Here is an 18195-nt window from a genome sequence, read left to right as displayed (position 1 = left end):
CGATTGGTGCCAATAGGCTATGGGTGGTTCTGTTTCACTACTACGGTGTTATTCATGCCGTCCTGCATGGTGCTGCTGTACTGCCCGGAGCTGCCCTGGTAAGTCTGGGCCGAGTTGAGAATACCGGTTTGCTGCTGCCGGGCTTCATGGTCGTTGCCATCTTGGTCGATATAGGCCGTGTTCTGCGCCGCCAGGGTGCCACCCTGATTCTGAATAGCGCGGTTATCGTTGCCCTCCTGCTCAATGGTAGCGAGGTTGAAACTAGGATTTCCTTCGTCCTGCCGCTGCCGGGCCACGTTGCGGTTGCCGAGCTGCGTGGCATTGGCTTCGTTGAGGGAGCCTTGCTGGCTCTGGGTGAGGCGGTTGGCATTGCCTACCTGCAGGCCGTTGGCTTCATTGGTGCCGCCCTGGGTTTGTGTGGAGGTGTTGCGGTTGCCGAGGGACGTAATACTGGCCTGGTTGCCCAAACCCTGCTGCAACTGGCTGGCCTCGTTCTGGTCGCCTACCTGCAACACAAGGCCTTCATTCACCCGGCCCTGCTGTAGCTGGTCGGCCACGTTGTCGTTGCCGGTCTGGGTGGCTTCCGCTTTGTGGCCCGAACCAATTTGTTCCTGGGTTATCAAGTTTCGATTCCCGGTTTGCCGGGCCTTTTCGTCGTTAACAGGGCCGATGCTTTGCTTCTGGCTGATGTCGTTGCGGTTGCCGAGTTGGGTGGCTTCCATCCTGCTATTGGCGCCCTGCTGATCCTGCGTAATGGTGTTGCGGTTGCCGGTTTGCACCGCGCTGGCGGTATGCAGCGAGCCGCCCTGGTTTACGGTCAGCGCGTTGCCGTCGCCGGTTTGGGTGCCGGCAGAGCTGTTGCGGCTGCCCGGCTGCGTAATCAGGGCCGAGTTGCCGTCGCCGATCTGTTGCACAGTACTCACGTTGTCCTGGGCAGAGGCAGTGCCGGCGGCCAGCAGCAGCGCACAAGTCCAGAGGGTGGGCGTCATAGTTTTTCTCATAGCACAAGCGGATGATAAAGGTGAAAGTATAGCCTAAAATAGATAAAAATATGACAAATTAATATTGGAATTATTTTATAAAGTGCCATTAATCTTCCCGTTGTCTTTAATACATGGCGCGCTACAGTTAACCAAAGGGACGCCGGACAACAGGCCCAACCACGGACATTCGGCTTTTTCGAGCAGGCTCCGACGTTAGTAGGCCGTTTCCGGAGCGTCATTCAGCGCCCTGATAAAGGCAATAACGGCCTGCTGCTCCGCGCTGGTCAGGTGCAGGCGGTCAGAAGCCAGGGTTTGGGTGGGCACGGCAAGGCCCAGGCCGGTACCGCCGCCGCGGTTGTAGAAATCCAGCACCTGCTCCAGGGTCTGATACACACCATTGTGCATATAAGGTGCGGTAAGGGCCGCGTTGCGCACAGTAGGCGTTTTGAAGGCGTGGCGCTGATGGGCAATGCCGTAGAGTCCGAACTTGCCCTGGTCGGTATCCAGCGTGGGGTGCAGTGTGTCGGCGGTGGCGGGAGTGCCCAGCACTTCACTTTCGGCCTTGTCGTAGAGGGGTGGTACGCTGCCATTGAACAGAGGCAGGTAGTGACAAGTGCCGCACTGCGCCTTGCCCATAAACAGGTTGAAGCCCTGAATTTCCTGCCCGCTCAACACTGTCGAGTCGCCGCGCAGGTACTGGTCGAAGCGGCTGTTGAGGCGCACCAGGCTGCGCACGTAGGCCGCTACAGCCCGGCGGATATTGCGCTCAGTAATGGGCTGCGTCTCGGCGGCAAAAGCTTGGGCAAACAGCCGGTCGTAGGGCCGCTTGCGGCGCAGTAGCGCCGAAGCATTGCCAAGCTGCCCGCCCATTTCAGCCTTATTCGACACGACGGCGTGTACCTGGTCTTCGAGGAAATGCACGCGGCCATCGGCAAACTGCTCGGGCTGCAGGGCTGCGTTGAGCAGCGTGGGCGTGTTGCGCGCCAGCTCGGCACCGGCCTGCAACGAGCGGTTTACCCGCAGCCCATCGGTGTAGGCCCGGCCGGGCAGGTGGCAGCTGATGCAGGAGCGCCCGGCGCGGCCCGACAGCAGCGGCTCCCGAAACAGGGCCTCGCCCAGGGCCAGTACGGCCGGGGTAGGCGCGGCGACATCAGCGGGGGCAAAAAAGCCGGGGTCGAAGGCATCGGCCACGAAGAAGCTGGCTGCTTCGGGCCGCACGGCGCGGCGGGCTGCCACAAAAGGAACCCCAAGCTGCTGCTGAGCCTGGCGCAGGGCCGCCAAAGTCGGATTGAAATGCCGCCCCAGAAACCGGGCCCGGTCGAAGCTGTCGAAGGTTTGATAGGGCGCGGCCACGGCGGCCTCGCCACGCCCCAGCGCCAGCAGCACTTGCTTAGGTACTGCAAACATGGCCAGTACTTCCCGGGTAGCCTGCAGCGTGACGGCCGCCTCGGGTAGTGAGGCGTGGGCTACGGGCGAGTCGAAGCCCGATAGGCCCTTGGCAGCCAGGCGGTAGAGGTTCAGGCGCAGGGCGTCGAATACTTCGGCCTCGGAGAAAGCCAACAGCGGCACCTGCTGCTCCAGGTGGCGCACTTCGGCCAGCAGGTTGTCGGTTTCCTGACGCAGCTGGTCGCGGGTGGCGCTAGTAGGCGAGCCGGGGGCATACACGTATTCCTCCAGCACCTGAAAGCCCGTGGGCAGAATAACCTGGCCCGGCTCCCCGGCCTCGGTTTCGGGCAGATTGGCCCCGTTGAGGCGCTGGGCCGCGTGCGGGTAGTAGTATTCCACGGCGAATTCAAGGTGCTTGTACTCGGTGCGGCAGGCGGCGAACTGCGCCTGTATTGCCGTTGTGTCGGCCTGGCTGGCAAGATCCTGCAACCGGGCGAGCTGGGTGTGGAGCTGGCGCAGATGGAGCGCGTAATAGCTTTGTACCTGCTCGGTGGGCGTTTTGTGCAGCACGGCAAACGAAAACAGCAGCCCCGCCAGCCCCAGCAGCAGCGGCCGGGCACAGCGGGCAAAAGAGGGCAGGCTCATTGGAAGTAGAAGGTGGCGTGGGGCAGTTGGGCCTGGGCGCGGCGGCGGGCCGCTGCGTTGAAGGCGTTGCCTTTCACGATGATGGTTTTCAGCCGGTGAAGCTTGCCCAAGGAGCGGGGCAGGGCCGTGAGCTGGTTGTCATTGGCAATGAGCATTTCCAGATTCTGCAGTTTACCCAGACTGGCGGGCAGGGCCCGGAGCTGATTGCCGGAAAGAATCAGCACCTTTAACGCCTGGCAGCCACCCAGGCTGATGGGCAGTTCCTCCAGCTGGTTATTGCTCAGGTTCAGCTCTTCCAGCCGCGTCAGGGTGGCCAGCTGCCCGGGCAGCCGCTGCAGCTTGTTGTCGTTCAGGTACACGTAGCGCAGGTGGCGCAACTGGCTCACGGCTTCGGGCAGAAACAGCAGCTGGTTATGAGAGCCGTCGAAGTATTCGAGGCGGGTGAGCTGGCCCAGCTGCTCGGGCAAGGAGGTGAACTGGTTCCAGGCACTGAGCAAAAACCGCAAGCTGTCGAGTCCGCCGATGCTGGGCGGCAGCTCCGTCAGAGCGTTCTGGTCAATCTGGAGCTGCCGCAGCTGGTGCAGATTGCCGATGGTGGCCGGCAGATCCAGCAGGCCGTTTTTGTTGGCAAACAGCACCTGTAGGCTATCCAGCGCCGTGAGGCTTTCGGGCAGGTGCAGCAGGTGGTTTTCGTGGGCGTAGAGCTGCCGCAGCCGGTGCAACTGGCCGAGGCTGGCGGGCAGCTGCTCCAGACCCTGCCCGCGCAGGTTCAGCTCCCGCACGCAGCCGGGCTGGCTAAGTGCGGCGGCCAGCGTAAAGGCGGCCGGTGTGGCGCAGGGTGGGGCCTGGGCCAAACAAGTGTTGCCCCGCAGAGCCTGCAGGGCAACACTTATCAGAATAACGATGGAGTGACTTAGGCGCACGAACTATTGCTTGATAAACGGCCGGGTAGTGGACGTGGTAGCCGTTTTGATAACCAGCGTGTAGTGGCCGCCGCGCAGCTTGCCCACCGGCACCCGCAGGCTGTTCACCCCTTGGTTCAGCACGGCGGTTTGCTCCAGCACGCGGGCCCCCAGGCTGTTGAACACCTGCAGCGTGGCGGCTTCTTTGCGGCTGCTGGTTAGGGCCACGGTCAGCTCGGAGCCGGCCGCCGGGTTCGGATACACGTCGGCCTGGGCTAGCTCGGTCTGGCTTTTGGCCGTGGCCAAAGTGGTGCCCAATACGCCTTTGCGGCTGATAACCAGTGCCGTCGACTTATTGAAAACCACCGACTGGCCGGCCGCGTCAATAGTAGCCATGGTGTTGGTCGGATCGGGGCTCTGGATGGAGATGAACATGAATTTCTCGTCGGGCGAGAAGGTCATGCCAGTGGGCTCGCAGCCGTTGGGCGTCACGGCAAACAGCTCCACGGCCGGGTTGGCCTGGGTGTGGCAGGGGCGAATTACCCACACGTGGTTGCGGCCACCGTCCTGCAGCACGTAGAGGTTGCCCTGCGAGTCGAAGGTCAGGTTGTCGTTGCCGGTGCCCCAGGCTTCGGCCACCGAGCCGCTGCCGTAGTTGATGGTGTAGGCCTGGTTGGTGACGCCGGGCGAGTTGCCCACGAAAATACCGAAGCTGCTGACGCTCGTGCCCGCGTCGGTGAAGCGGTAGGTGGTACCGGGACCTTTGGCCGTGAAGTAGATCTGGCCGGTAACGGGGCTGATTTCGATGTCTTCCACGCCGTTGAAGCTGGTAGCGCCCAGGGCCAGGGCCGCAGCGGCCGTGTTGTTGCACTCGGCCGGCGTGGTGTTGGGCACCGGCAGCCAGGTGCCGGTAGTAGCCGTGCCAATAGCACCATCGAGCTTGAGGGCGTAGAGTGTGCCGTTGGCGAGCTGCCCGGGCGTAGTAGCCACGTACTTATATACGAAGCTGTTGGCCGAGCCTTCGTCGGCGCCCTCGTACACAGTGCGCCGGTCGGCGGCTACCACGATGTTTTCGTGCTTGAAGCGGCCCAGGCGCCAGAGCTTGTCGGGGGTGCCGTTGCCGTCCTGATCTTTCACGGTGCGGGTGGCCGGGTCAATTTCCACGTTCCAGCCGAAGTCCATATACCCGTCGCCGTTGCTGTCGGTGGGGGCAGTGGGGGCGTTTTCCTCGCAGGTAACCACCGTATTCCAGGGCGTGGTGCCGCCCGAGCAGTTGTTGAACGTGCCCACCACCGGACCGAAGTTCACCGGGTTTTTGCTTGTCACGCTCCACAGCTTGGTAGTAGCGTTGAAGCTCAAATCCAGCATACTCACGCCCGAAGTAGCCGCCGACGAGCCTTCGTGGTTGATGGACAGATACCCGTTGGCACTGCTACCGTTGATGGGCACGTAGCCCGTAAAGTCGAAGGCTTCCTTGACGTTGCCGTCGGCAGGCGTGGAGTAGGCCGCGCCGCCCTGCACCAGCATCTGGAAGGTGTGGGTGGAAGGCAGGCGCAGCTCCTGAGGCTGGGTGGAGGGCAGCACCGAGGTGAAGCGGCCGATGTGGTCGAGGGGTAGAGTGGGGCAGGTGGTTTGGGCGCGGGCCGCGCCGCCGGCCAACAGGGCGGCGGTCAGTAGGGTAGGAGTGTGTTTCATAGGGGCTTGGTGAGGGGTTGAATTGCGCCGCAAGTACGAAACGCACTGTTGTGTCTGGTTTACCGCTGGGTTAAGGCTGTATAAAGGAGTTGTGATGCTGGTGTTACCTCGTGCCATATCCGCTGTGTTGCTGGTAAGGCATCGGAAACAACAGGAGGTAGCACGAGGGCAACGGAAAGGTATTAGCTATGTGGCGGCGTGTACTATTCGTTTAGCCCGGGCCAATGCTGAATAAATGCACAGGGGTTCATTGATTTTTTGTAGCTCAATAGAATTGAGTTACACTGGAACAAAAGCTGATTAGTAATTTATAGCCCAGTGTTTATTCATTACCCCGCTGTATTTCCAATGCACTGCTGGCTGCTGGTATATTTCTAATCGTACACAAATTCCAATAAGTTTAATGGTCGTAGCTAATCACTCTTGTTAGTTTCCACCCATCAGGTCTTTTCTGCCAGATGTGAATGAATTTAAATGTTCCGCAATCATCCTTTCCGTTTTCCGGATGACAAAACCGGTGAATACCTATTTCAATGGCTCCATAGTCTTTGATAGGATATACCTGAAGACTTCCGGGTATAAGGGTTCTTCTCAACCCATTGTTTTGGTCAAAAAGCCGACGGGTATTTTCAATTACCTGATTGTAGTTTGTTAAACCTCCATTGTCATGATAAAACTCAAGGTTGGTTGCAAACACCATTTTCTGTATTTCAAGGTTTCGGTTGTTGAATGCGTCAAATAATACGCTGTCCATGTGATAAATAGTTTTATATAATTCTTTCGATGCTGGCTTGTATGATTCTGTTACTTCACTACTGCTTTTTCGCGAAGTAGAGCAAGCAGCAGTGATACACACCAAGGTTATATAAACAATAGCAGTTCTTATTCTTTTCATATGGTTTTTTAAGGTTTTGCGTCGCTTGTAAGCAATATTTTGGGTTGCCGCTACTCAACGATACTGGAAGTAGCGGCAATCTGTCCATAGTACGCTATTTGGTAGCGTAACGTGAGCTAATATAGGTAGGATTGCGTTACCTGGTCTTCCCAAAATCAAAGTCACCAGGGCTAGAGGCAACGCGGGTACGTTGAGCTACTTGAGTACAGATTTCGGTGGTCTTTCTGCTGGCATGGCCCGGCAAATACTGAGTATGCGGGCCGCAATAGCACCGCCCCGCGGGGCGTTGGGGCCGTACTACTTCCTCAAACTGAAAGTTCGCGCTACCTTCGCCCCTATGCCCCGCTCTTCCTGCCTTGCCCCCCTGCTCTTACTGGCCACGGCCTGCGTACCGCTCGGTACGCCCATCACCGATGCCAACGCCCCGCGGGGCGGCCAAAGCCCGCAGCGCCCCTCGGAATACTACGCCGATAAAGCCCTGCGCTACCAGGACTACACCTACAGCCCCGACGTGCGCTCGGTGCAGTGCTACGTGAGTACGGGCCAGAACACGGAAATATTTCAGCCGCCGGTGGTGCCCATCAGTCAGCAGCAGCCCATTGTGCTGGAGTTCGATATTCTGGGCACCAACTCCCAGCGCCTGACCGCCAAGCTCATCCACTGCGACGTAGACTGGAAGCCCTCGGTGCTGACGGATATGCAGTTTCTGAGCGAAATCAACGAGTTTCTCATCACCGACTACCGCACCGGCGTGAACGTGAAGGTGCCCTACTACCACTACCGCCTGCAGGTGCCGCGGGTGAAGCTCAGCGGCAACTACCTGCTGCTGGTGCAAAGCGCCGGGGGCACGCCCGTGGTGTCGCGCCGGCTGCTGGTGTATGAAAACAGCGTGGAAGTGGCCATCAAGCAGGGTATTCCGGTGGGCGGCGAGCAGCGCTACACCATGCAGCAGATCGACTTCTCGATTGGCTACGGCGGCATGCAGCTCGTAAACCCCAGCCAGGAAGTGAAGGTGATGCTGCGCCAGAACTTCCGCTGGGACAACGCCAAAACCAACCTGCGTCCCACCTTCGTGCGCGACGCCGAGCGTCGGCTCGACTACCAGTACTTCAACTTCGAAAACGCCTTCCCGGCCAGCAGTGAGTTTCGCTACTTTGACATGCGCTCCTTGCGCGTGCTGGGCGCGGGCATGGCCGAGCTGGACCCCAACGCTTCGCCCCGGGCCGTGCTGCTCAGCCCCGAAGCCACCCGCAGCGGCCAGAGCTACTCCCAGTTCGACGACATCAACGGGCAGCGCCTCTTTGAAAGCCGCGAGTACGGCAACGGTGCTACCAACGGCGACTACGCCAGCACCACCTTCCAGCTGCGGGCCCCGTCGGCCGCGCCCGGCCCGGTCTACGTCTTCGGCGCCCTCACCGACTGGCAGCTCAAGGACGAGTTCAAGCTCACCTACAACGCGGAGCAGCAGCAGTACACCGGCACCGCGTTGCTTAAGCAGGGCTACTACAACTACTATTACGTAGTGGGCAAACCTACCGGCGCCGTGGATAACGTGTACTTCGAAGGCAGCCACCAGGAAACCGAAAACCAGTACGACCTGCTGGTCTACTACCGCCCACCCGGTACCCGCGCCGACCTGCTCATTGGCTACCAGAGCATCGATGTAAATAGCCGCCGGCCTTGAGGTGAGATGGTGAAGTTGTGCAAAGTGTCATTGCGAGCTTGCGAAGCAATCCGTCCTCTGCTGGTGACAAACGTTCTTTTACCAGAAAGCCCTTTATCGTTGGTTCGATAAAGGGCTTTCTGGTAAAAGGCAGCTCAGTACGTTTCAAAGGACGGATTGCTTCGGCTCTGCCTCGCAATGACACGTTTTTAAACTCACAACTTCACTTCAATACCGCCCCTCGGCGCCGCCGCCGCCGGAGGTGCCGCCGCCAAATTCGAAGCCGCGCTCCGGTACTTTCATGCCTGCTTCGCTGACGTGCGCCATGACCACCGATTCCAGATCCAGCACGCTGAATTCGGGGTTGTCGGCGGGCTCGGCGGTGAGGCCGTGCTTGGCGGGGCGCAGGTAGCGCAGCAATACCCCGGAGAGTAGAATCAGGATGATGCCAGCCAGCGTGAGGGCTACTTCCGGGGGCAGTACCGAGCGGTAGAAGCGGTAGGTGAAGATGGAAAAGCCCAGCGTGAGCAGGCCCATGTGCAGCAAGATCCGGTCGTGGCGGCGCAGGCCCAGCGTGATGTAAGCCAGCGGAATGCCCACGGTAAACAGGTAAAACAGCGGCGCGTAGCTGATCTGCACCGACACATTCAGCCCGTGCAGCAGGGCGTTGACTTCGCGCACCACCATATAGTTGCCGGCCAGGTAGAAGAAGGCCAGGGCCAGCACTTTCACCGTGCGCAGGCAGGTGCGGTAGTAGAGGTAGTCGGGGCGGCGGGCCAGCAGGCGCACGAGCAGGTAGGCCAGGGCCGAGGCCAGCATCAGCCCAAACGGTAGCAGGGCCTGACCCAGGCCCGAGGGCAGCAGCAGCGCCACCACGATTCCCAGGTACAGCAGAAAGCTCAGCGCGCCCAGAAACGGGTCGGCGTAGCGCACCACGCCCACCAGCAGCACCGCCAGCACCGGCAGCAGCATCCACCAGAGCAGCCCCCGCTCTAGCAGCATTTCCGGGTCGAAGGAGTCGGATAGCGTGATGCTGTACCAGCACCCCAGCACGACCAGGAAATACCCCATGGCCATATACAGCAGCGCGTTGTCGACGCCGGAGCGGTAGAGGTGATTTTTGATAATCAGCTGCTCGAGCAACACAATGGCCAGGGTGCCGCACAGCAGGCAGCCCAGCAGGAGCCGCTCCTCAAAGTCGTGGCCGCTGCCGCTGCCGCTTTCGAATACGGCCAGAAACACCAGACTCGACGCGGCCGAGACGGCAAACCAGGTGAAGATGAACAGGGCAATCTTGATGAACAGGTGGCGGCGGTAAAACTCGCTGGGAAAGGCCTGTACAATGGCCGCTACCTGCTCAGCCGTCAGCAGCTTGGTTTTGCCCCAGCGCTGCGCCGTGTGCTGCACCTCCAGGTTGAAGATGCCTTCTTCGCTATACGCCTTTGTTCTCATGGATTCCCAGAATTTTTTTCACGTTCAGCAGCAGTATCACCACGCCCACCGTGGACAAGGGGAAGTAGATGAAGCCCAGCACATCCCAATCTCTATCGTCGGACAACTGGAAAAATAGGTAGGTAACGGCCATGTAACCGTAGAGCGCGCCCAGCAGCAGAAACACGTAGGAGTGGGTGCGCAGGGCATACCAGTAGAGGCCCGCACTCAGCACAACAATGAGCAGGGCCGCCAGCACCGGCGGCATAAAGCCGGCCTCCGAGTAGCTGCTGCGAAACATGGCGCTGGTGGCCGCTATCAGGGCCAGGTTGCTGCCCAGCAGCAGGTAAGTGTAGCCGAAGTGCTTTTTGCGGTCATAATACTCCGAGGCCAGCCCCACGGCGGCCAGCGCCACTCCCAGCACAATGGCCACCCAGTCGAGGTGGGGCAGGGCGTAGTCGTTACTGGTGAAGGCCGACAGCGGCGCAATGGACACGCCCACCCAGGCCGCCAGACCGGTAATAGCCATGGAAAGCACGCCCCGGTGGTCGAAGCGGTAGGCACACAGGAAAAACACCACCGTGGGCACCACTACCAGCAGCCCGTAGCGCGTGCCGAAGAAGTTGTACTGGTATTGCAGGTAGCCTACCAGCGTCAGAAACGTGAGGCAGGCCAGCAGCAGGGCGTAGTCGGCGCTGGTAGAGGCTTTGGGGTTTTCCAGCCAGCTGAAAGGCTGCCGCCGGGTGTAGGCATAGCCAAACCCGGCCGCCGAGAGCAACGCAATAACAGTCACAATTGCGCCGTGGCCGATGCTGTCGATGTTCTGGTAGATGAGCAGGCCTAGGCCGGTGCTCAGCAGTGTGACGCCCAGCGAAAGGAAGGTGCGCAGCTCGTAATACAGCGAAAAGGGCTTTTCCCGCTCGTAGGTGGCAATGGCGGCGTCCTGCTCAGCGGAAATCAGGTGGAGGGCCCGCAAAGACGCCAGGATTTTATCGGTCATAAAGAACAGGGTGACGAATAAAAGCGGGGCCGTTCGTTGGGCCCCGGGGTAAACATAGGGCTTTTCCTACGCTTGCAGCGTCAGAACGATGTAGAGACGCGAACCGAAGATCGGCGTAGCCTAGGGGCACGGCTATACATCCCTGTTGGCGTGCCTTCTCTTTCTATTAGTAATAGGTACGCCAAATATGGAGTACCTATTCTTTTTATTTTCAAAATCTACTCCACAATTGGCGTACCTTCTTTTTCTGTTTTCAATAGGTACTCCAAAGTACTCATGCACTTCAGTGCCGTAACCAAAGCCCCGGCGGCGCGTTGCAGCTAGCAAAACCCTTTTCACCCGCCCACTTGCCCATGAAACCGACCTTGCCTCTTGCCGCCGCACTGCTGCTGACATCTGCCTGCTCCGTAAACCCCGTGACGGGTAAAAAAGAAGTGATGCTCGTCTCGAAAGGGCAGGAGCTGGCTATGGGCCAGCAGTCGGACCCGGCCGTGGCGGCCCAGTTTGGCATCTACCCCGACCAGAAGCTGCAAAACTTCATCAACGAGAAGGGCAAGGCCATGGGCGCTATTTCGCACCGCCCCGAGCTGACCTACACCTTCCGCGTCGTCGATTCGCCGGTGATAAACGCCTTTGCCGTGCCCGGTGGCTACGTGTATTTCACCCGGGGCATTATGGCCCATTTCAACAACGAGGCGCAGTTTGCCGGCGTGCTGGGCCACGAAATCGGCCACGTGACGGCCCGGCACTCGGCCAAGCAGCAAACCAACGCCATCATCGGGCAGGTAGGGCTGATGGGCGCCATGATTGCCTCGCCCCGGCTGGCCCAGTTTGGCGAACAGGCCGCCCAGGGCATGCAGCTGCTGTTCCTCAAGTTCGGGCGCGACGACGAAAGCCAGTCGGATGAGCTGGGCGTGGCCTATTCCTCTAAAATCGGCTACGACGCCTCCCAGATGGCCGATTTCTTCCAGACCCTGCAGCGTGAGCAGGAGAAAAGCGCTGCCGAGCCCATTCCCGATTTCCTCTCGACCCACCCCAACCCGGCCGACCGCTACAACCGCGTACACCAGCTGGCCGACCAGTGGAAGCAGCAGAATGGCAACCCCACGAATCTGAAAATCAACCGGGACCAGTACCTGCGCATGATTGACGGCATCGTGTACGGCGAAGACCCGCGCCAGGGCTTTGTGGAAAATAATGCCTTTTACCACCCCGAGCTGAAGTTCCGCTTCCCGGTGCCCGCCGGCTGGAAGCACCAGAACACGCCCCAGCAGTTTCAGATGGCCGACCCCGCCGGCAAGGCCCTCATGATGCTGGCCCTGGCTCCCGGCGCCTCCCTCGACGAAGCTGCCCAGGCCCTGGTGAAGCAGTTCAGCCTGCAGCCCACCGATTCGCGCCGCACCACGGTCAACAGCTTTCCGGCCCTCACCTTCGTGGCCGACCAGGTGCAGCAGGACCCGCAAACCGGGCAGTCGGTGGCCGGTATCCGCACCATGGTCTACCTTATCCAAGACGGCAAAACCATCTACGCCCTGCTCGGCGCCGCCGCCCCCGCCGACTTTCCCAGCTACCAGCCCACCTTCAGCAGCACCATGGAAGGCTTTGCCCGCCTCACCGACGCTAGCAAGCTGAACCGCCAGCCCGAGCACGTGCGCGTCAAAACCCTGAAGCTGCGCAGCTCCCTGAGCCAGGCCCTGAAAACCAACGGCGTACCCGAAGCCCGGCTCGAAGAAATGGCCATTCTCAACGGCATGCAGCTCAACGAGCAAGTTAACGCCGGCTCGTTGATTAAGGTGGTGGGCAAGTAACCCCTCCCCGCTGGGAGAGGGGCTTACAGTAGCACTGCAATGACTTATAAAGTTGTCGTTGCAATAGTAAAAAAAGTCCCTCTCACAGCGGGGAGGGGTTGGGGTGGGGTTTGGCAGGTTTTTTGGCTTACCCGCTTCAGCCGCGCCTTTTGCGGGCGGCAGGGTGTTGGTTCACCCGGTTTGCAACCCTGCCCGCGGGCCGGCCGTTGCAAGCTCATCCTTCCTCATGCTACGCGGCCCACGCCGCTTTCCACCTATGAAATCTTCCGTTCTGCGCGGCCTTTCCACCGGCGCGCTTCTGCTCACGCTACTGCCCCTGGCCGGCTCTACCACTTCGGCCCCGGCCGAAAAACCCTTCCGCTACTACCTCGCGCCGTTGCAGGGCCCCAAGCCCGATCCGGCCGTGCTGGCCCAGTTTGGCCTCTACAGCAATGCCACGCTGCAAAAGCTCATCGATACCAAGGGCCAGCAGATGAACAAAGTGTCGGACCGGCCCGGCGACTACGGCTTCACTATCGTCGATTCGCCGGTGATTAACGCCTTTGCCACGCCCGACGGCCACGTGTACTTTACGCGCGGTATTATGGCTTACTTCAACAACGAGGCGCAGTTTGCCGGGGTACTGGGCCACGAGCTGGGCCACATTACGGCCCGCCACGGCCAGAAGCAGCAGACGCGCAGCACCATCAGCAGCCTGTTGTTGGGCGTGGGCTCCATGGTGTCGAGCCGGGTAGCCTCTCTGGCTCAGCCTCTTTCTCAGGTGGTGGGCCTGGGCCTGCTGAAATATGGCCGCGACGCGGAGAATGAGGCTGACGTGCTGGGGGTGAAATACTCCACTAAAATCGGTTATGACGCGGCCAATATGGCCGACTTCTTCCAGACGCTGCAGCGCACTGAAGCCCAGAGTGGCGCTGGCGGCATCCCCACTTTCCTCTCTACTCACCCCAACTCCGCCGACCGTTACACCCGCGTAAAGGGCTTGGCCGCGCAGGCTAAGCAGCAAACGGGCTCGGCTAAGCTGGCCGTGAACCGGGACTCCTACCTGCGCTCCATTGAAGGGCTGCCTTTCGGTGAAGACCCGCGCCAGGGCTTCGTGGAAGGCGGCGTATTCTACCATCCTGATCTGAAATTCCGCTTCCCGGTGCCTTCGGGCTGGAAGTCGCAGAACTCCCCCGAGCAGTTCCAGATGGCCGAGCCCAACGGCAAAGCCCTCATTGCGCTGCTGCCCGCCCCCGGCACCTCCCTCGATGCCGCCGCTGAAGCCCTGGTGAAACAGCTGCAGCTCCAGTCGCCGCAGGCCAGCCGTACCACCATCAACGGCTTCCCCGCCATTGCCGTGCAGGCCGACCAGGTAAGCCAGGACCAGAGTGGGCAGCAGGGCGTTAGCGCCCGTACGCTCAGCTACCTCATTCAGGATGGCAACAGCATCTACGCCCTCATCGGCCTCACCGCTCCGGCCTCGTTTGCTACCTACGCGCCTACCTTCACCCAAGTAGCCCAGGGTTTTGCCCGCCTCACCGATGCCAGCAAGCTGAACCGCCAGCCCGAGAAAATCCGCATCAAAACCGTGAAAACGGCTACTACCCTCTCGGCTGCCCTGGCTGCCAACGGCGTACCCAGCGCCAAGCGTGAGGACATGGCTATTCTGAACGGCATGCAGCTCACCACCAAGCTCCCGGCCGGGACGCTGTTTAAAGTGGTGGGGAAGTAGCGGATATTATAAACTACCATAAAAGGAAATGCCCTAGACGGTACCGTCTAGGGCATTTCCTTTTATGGATTATCTAAGCAAGAATTCTCTTTCTATTTACGTCATACTGATTAAAACCTGGGTGATGCCAAAACTTCTCAAGACCGATACGATTATAAATTTCTATTTCAGAAGAGTATATAGGAAATAAGCCTGCTATGTTGATTTTATAATCTTGCCCTACATCAATATCTAAGTAATCTTCAGGATCTAATATCGCCGGAGCAAATACAAGAAATGCGTCCATTTCCGAATCATTTGAAACACGCTCGTGAAAGTTGATTGTATTGCCATAACAAAATGCGAAGTTTCCTCTGCCTTTGTTAGCCAAGAAGCCTGCTACACAAGCCCAAAGAATATCTGTTGATTCAACAGATACACACAGTTCAGGGCGCCCTAGTACCCAATCAGGATGATTATATAAGGATAAACCATAGGTAATACCGGTTACCATTCCTTGCTCTGGAATATCTCTGTATGCTATTGTCGTCACCCCTTTCAATCCTTCTATTAGACTCGTTTCCGGGAAGAATTCCGGTTCAACTTGGAATATTTTGTCAAGGTGCTCTAAGTATTTTTCCAGGGAGTTCATAATAGATTAGAATCAAAACGCCCCGACCAAATACCGGCCGGGGCGTTGAAGTTACTGGTTGCTGCCAAAGAAGCCGCCGAAACTAAGCCTTCTTCAGAAACTCGGTTTTGAGCACCATCGTGGAGCCGCCCGCGCGGCCTTCGATTTCGGCGGGGCTGTTGGTGAGCCGGATGTTCTTGACTACCGTGCCACGCTTCAGGGTCAAAGACGAGCCTTTCACCTTCAGGTCCTTGATGAGCGTCACCGAGTCGCCCTCGGCGAGCAGGTTGCCGTTGCTGTCTTTTACGTCCATAGTGGTTTGTTACAGAGAAGAGGCGAGGATAACCGAAAGAAAATCAGCGCAATTAGCGGATAATCAGCGTAATCGGTGATTAGACGTTGAAGCGGAAGTGCATGATGTCGCCGTCCTGCACCACGTATTCCTTGCCCTCCACGGCCATCTTGCCGGCTTCCTTGATCTTTACCTCGGTCTTGTACTCCTGATAGTCAGCCAGCTTGATAACCTCGGCGCGAATGAAGCCTTTCTCGAAGTCGGAGTGGATAACACCGGCTGCCTGGGGCGCTTTGTCGCCCCGGTGGATGGTCCAGGCGCGTACTTCCTGCACACCGGCGGTGAAGTAGGTAATCAGGTTCAGCAGCTCGTAGCTGGCGCGGATGAGCTTGTTCAGGCCCGATTCGGTGAGGCCATATTCGCCTAGGAACATTTCCTTTTCCTCGGGGTCTTCCATGTCGGCAATCTGCTCCTCAATGGCCGCCGATACCAGCACTACCTGGGCACCTTCGGCTTTTACATGCTCGCGCAGGGCTGCCACGTGGTGGTTGCCGTCGGTCTTTATGCTGGCCTCGTCCACGTTGGCCACGTAAATCACGGGCTTGATGGTAAGCAGCTGCAAATCGGCTACGGCTTCGAGCTCCACGTCGTCGGCCGGCACGGCGCGGGCATTTTGCCCGGCTTCCAGGGCTGCCTTGAAGCGTTGCAGAATGGCTACTTCCTTCTTGGCTGCCGCGTCGCCGGCCTTGGCCGAGCGCTCCGACTTCTGCAGCTTCTTGTCGATGCTTTCCAGGTCTTTGAGCTGCAGCTCAGTGTCGATTACGTCCTTGTCGAACACGGGGTCGACGCCGCCGGCTACGTGCACGATGTTGGGGTCGTCGAAGCAGCGCACCACGTGGATGATGGCGTCTACCTCGCGGATGTTGGCCAGGAACTTGTTGCCCAGGCCTTCACCCTTGGAGGCACCTTTCACCAGGCCGGCAATGTCCACAAACTCGATAATAGTGGGCAGCACCCGCTTGGGATTCACCAGGGCTTCCAGAATCTGGAGGCGCTCATCGGGCACGGTAATCACGCCCACGTTGGGCTCGATGGTGCAGAAAGGATAGTTGGCCGATTCGGCCTTGGCGTTCGAAAGGGCGTTGAACAGCGTGGACTTACCCACGTTCGGCAAACCGACGATTCCGCAGCGGAGACCCATATTAGTGAAATAGTGAAGTTGTGAAATGGTGAGTTACGGCCATAAGGCGCGTAATTCGAGGGGCAAAGGTACGGCTGTTTTTCGGGGAATCCTTGGCGTAATCCGACGCAGGCCTTCACTGCTTGCTCTCGTCTGTCATCCTGAGCCTGCGAAGAACCTTGCTTACCTGAGTGACGAGCTAAATTCAATGTGCAAAGCCCTTTGTCGCTACAGACAGTAGTAAAGAGCTTTGTTACATTGGTAAAACCCTCAGTGGGGTAGGTGACGCAGGTCCTTCACTCCGCTTCGCTGCATTCAGGATGACAGACCAAGCAACGACCAACCGCAACAACAAAAAAACGGCGCGCTTCGACTTGTGAGTCAAAGCGCGCCGCGCGAAGGAGCTGAATTCGAGAAGAGTAGAGCTGTGTTTCGCTAAGCTTCGGGGCTAGTAGTTGTCGTCGGAGCGGTTGGGGTTGAAGCCTTTGTCGCCTTCAAAGTTGTCGTAAGCGGGGCGGGGCCGGTCGAGTTCGGCTACTTCCTCTTCGGTGAGCAGCTCTTCACGCACGTAATCCACGGCGTCCTGCAGGGCATCCACGAACTTGGCGAAGTCTTCTTTGTAGAGGAAGATTTTGTGTTTCTCGTAGGAAAACGTGTCATCATCCCGCAGCTTGCGCTTACTTTCCGTGATGGTGAGGTAGTAGTCCTGGCCGCGCGTTGCCTTTACATCGAAAAAGTACGTGCGTTTGCCAGCTTTAATACGTTGGGAGTAGATTTCTTCCTGATCGTGACGGTCTTCCACGGTGCCTTCAAATAAGTTGATTTATTCCAAGATGATTGAATTGCAACCCAAAGTAAAGTGTTAGAGCCGTATATAAAAATATTGAGGTCAAATTTTTTGCACAAAATGCCGGGTACCTTTGTTTTACAGCTTGCCGCTTTTGTAGACGGAAGTTTAGGACCAAGGCTGGCAAAAGTTGGGCTCAGCCGGAAAGCTGGATTATATCGATTAAAGCCTATGCTTCCGGCCGCCGCTTTTCCGGCCATAGTTTCACCACCTTACCTTTGCCCCGATGTCGAAACCACTGGATCTGGCTGCCGTCCGCTCGTTTGAGAATCTGGAGTTTCTGGCCCGCCAACTCGTGGAGGGCTTTATTACCGGCCTGCACCAGTCGCCCTACCACGGCTTCTCGGTAGAGTTTTCCGAGCACCGCCTCTATAACCCCGGCGAAAGCACCCGCCACATCGACTGGAAAGTGTTTGCCCGCACTGATAAGCTCTTTGTGAAGCGCTACGAGGAGGAAACCAACCTGCGCTGCCACCTACTGCTCGACGTGAGCCCGAGCATGTATTACCCCGCGCCCGGCCACGACAAGCTGCGCTTTGCCGTACTCTGCGCCGCGGCCCTCACCACGCTGCTCCAGAAGCAGCGCGACGCCGTCGGCCTGGTTACCTTCGCCGACCAGATCGAGCTCCAAACGCCCGTGCGCTCCACCACTTCGCACCGGCACACGCTGCTGCTCACGCTACAACAGCTGCTGGAGCGCCCGGCGGCCCCGCGCCGGGCCACCGACGTGTCGGGCGTTATTCACCAGATTGCCCAGCAGATTCCCAAACGCTCGTTGGTCGTGCTGTTTTCGGATATGCTGGGCCGCAACCCCGAGGAGCAGACCGCCAGCCTGGCCGCCCTGCAGCACCTACGCCACCAGCAGCACGAGGTGCTTTTGTTCCACATCATGGACCGCGCCACCGAGTCGGAATTTGAGTTTGCCGAGCGGCCTTACCTGTTTGAGGATGTCGAAACCGGGGAGCAGATCAAGCTGCAGCCGGGCCAGGTGCGCGAGCAGTACCGCACCGCTATGCAGCAGTACGAGCAGGAGCTGGCCCTGCGCTGCGGCCAGTACCGCATCGATTTCGTGCCCGTCGATATCCGGGAGCCGTTCGATAAGGTGCTCTACGCCTACCTGGTAAAGCGCGGCAAAGTCCGCTAACGG

General features: G+C 58.9%; 15 protein-coding genes. 4 read left to right on the top strand and 11 right to left on the bottom strand.

Annotated elements, in window-relative coordinates; all coding sequences use genetic code 11:
- Nucleotides 1–17: 17 nt before the first annotated feature.
- The 5 genes from LGH74_RS13800 to LGH74_RS13780 all read right to left on the bottom strand — a co-directional run bounded on the left by LGH74_RS13800 (nucleotide 18) and on the right by LGH74_RS13780 (nucleotide 6506).
- A complete protein-coding gene (locus tag LGH74_RS13800) occupies nucleotides 18–1001 on the bottom strand; it encodes a hypothetical protein (protein WP_226176565.1) in 984 nt (327 codons plus the stop codon).
- Between the two features lie 195 nt (nucleotides 1002–1196).
- Nucleotides 1197–3014: a cytochrome c peroxidase gene (locus tag LGH74_RS13795; RefSeq protein ID WP_226176563.1), complete on the bottom strand. Its 1818-nt coding sequence runs from the start codon at nucleotides 3012–3014 to the stop codon at nucleotides 1197–1199.
- Nucleotides 3011–3937: a leucine-rich repeat domain-containing protein gene (locus tag LGH74_RS25115; RefSeq protein ID WP_226176562.1), complete on the bottom strand. Its 927-nt coding sequence runs from the start codon at nucleotides 3935–3937 to the stop codon at nucleotides 3011–3013. Before LGH74_RS25115 ends, LGH74_RS13795 begins: the two co-directional genes overlap by 4 nt.
- A 3-nt stretch (nucleotides 3938–3940) precedes the next feature.
- Nucleotides 3941–5611 carry an alkaline phosphatase PhoX gene (locus LGH74_RS13785; protein ID WP_226176560.1) on the bottom strand — a complete coding sequence of 557 codons (1671 nt, stop codon included), beginning with the start codon at nucleotides 5609–5611 and terminating at the stop codon, nucleotides 3941–3943.
- 400 nt (nucleotides 5612–6011) lie between these two features.
- Complete coding sequence (locus tag LGH74_RS13780) at nucleotides 6012–6506, bottom strand: nuclear transport factor 2 family protein (RefSeq protein WP_226176558.1); 495 nt, start codon at nucleotides 6504–6506, stop codon at nucleotides 6012–6014.
- Nucleotides 6507–6843: 337 nt separating this feature from the next.
- On the opposite strand from LGH74_RS13780, the gene LGH74_RS13775 reads away from it, so the two are divergent.
- Complete coding sequence (locus LGH74_RS13775; protein ID WP_226176557.1) at nucleotides 6844–8190, top strand: type IX secretion system plug protein; 1347 nt, start codon at nucleotides 6844–6846, stop codon at nucleotides 8188–8190.
- Nucleotides 8191–8397: 207 nt separating this feature from the next.
- On the opposite strand, the gene LGH74_RS13770 is transcribed toward LGH74_RS13775, so the two are convergent.
- Nucleotides 8398–9621, bottom strand: a complete 1224-nt coding sequence (locus LGH74_RS13770) for a hypothetical protein (protein ID WP_226176556.1) — start codon at nucleotides 9619–9621, stop codon at nucleotides 8398–8400.
- The gene (locus LGH74_RS13765; protein ID WP_226176555.1) at nucleotides 9602–10600 is read right to left on the bottom strand and encodes a DUF2157 domain-containing protein; all 999 of its coding nucleotides are present in this window, start codon (nucleotides 10598–10600) and stop codon (nucleotides 9602–9604) included. Before LGH74_RS13765 ends, LGH74_RS13770 begins: the two co-directional genes overlap by 20 nt.
- 353 nt (nucleotides 10601–10953) lie before the next feature.
- Between LGH74_RS13765 and LGH74_RS13760 the strand changes: the two genes are divergently transcribed.
- Nucleotides 10954–12408 (top strand): M48 family metalloprotease, encoded by a 1455-nt coding sequence (locus LGH74_RS13760; RefSeq protein WP_226176554.1) that lies wholly within the window; start codon nucleotides 10954–10956, stop codon nucleotides 12406–12408.
- A 256-nt stretch (nucleotides 12409–12664) separates the two neighbouring features.
- Nucleotides 12665–14119, top strand: coding sequence for a M48 family metalloprotease (locus LGH74_RS13755; protein ID WP_226176553.1), 1455 nt, complete (start codon nucleotides 12665–12667; stop codon nucleotides 14117–14119).
- Between the two features lie 73 nt (nucleotides 14120–14192).
- On the opposite strand, the gene LGH74_RS13750 is transcribed toward LGH74_RS13755, so the two are convergent.
- From LGH74_RS13750 to LGH74_RS13735, 4 genes are all read right to left on the bottom strand, one after another.
- Nucleotides 14193–14750 (bottom strand): suppressor of fused domain protein, encoded by a 558-nt coding sequence (locus LGH74_RS13750; protein ID WP_226176551.1) that lies wholly within the window; start codon nucleotides 14748–14750, stop codon nucleotides 14193–14195.
- Between the two features lie 82 nt (nucleotides 14751–14832).
- On the bottom strand, nucleotides 14833–15042 hold the full coding sequence (locus LGH74_RS13745; RefSeq protein ID WP_019947089.1) for a zinc ribbon domain-containing protein YjdM: 210 nt from the start codon (nucleotides 15040–15042) through the stop codon (nucleotides 14833–14835).
- 79 nt (nucleotides 15043–15121) lie between these two features.
- Nucleotides 15122–16222: a redox-regulated ATPase YchF gene (gene ychF, locus LGH74_RS13740; protein ID WP_226176550.1), complete on the bottom strand. Its 1101-nt coding sequence runs from the start codon at nucleotides 16220–16222 to the stop codon at nucleotides 15122–15124.
- A 427-nt stretch (nucleotides 16223–16649) separates the two neighbouring features.
- Complete coding sequence (locus tag LGH74_RS13735; protein ID WP_226176549.1) at nucleotides 16650–17003, bottom strand: DUF3276 family protein; 354 nt, start codon at nucleotides 17001–17003, stop codon at nucleotides 16650–16652.
- Nucleotides 17004–17274: 271 nt separating this feature from the next.
- Between LGH74_RS13735 and LGH74_RS13730 the strand changes: the two genes are divergently transcribed.
- Nucleotides 17275–18192 carry a DUF58 domain-containing protein gene (locus tag LGH74_RS13730; RefSeq protein ID WP_226176548.1) on the top strand — a complete coding sequence of 306 codons (918 nt, stop codon included), beginning with the start codon at nucleotides 17275–17277 and terminating at the stop codon, nucleotides 18190–18192.
- Nucleotides 18193–18195 lie beyond the last annotated feature (3 nt).

Source organism: Hymenobacter lucidus (assembly GCF_020447265.1).
Taxonomy (GTDB): Bacteria; Bacteroidota; Bacteroidia; order Cytophagales; family Hymenobacteraceae; genus Hymenobacter; species Hymenobacter lucidus.
This window is presented reverse-complemented; position numbering and strand designations above follow the sequence as displayed.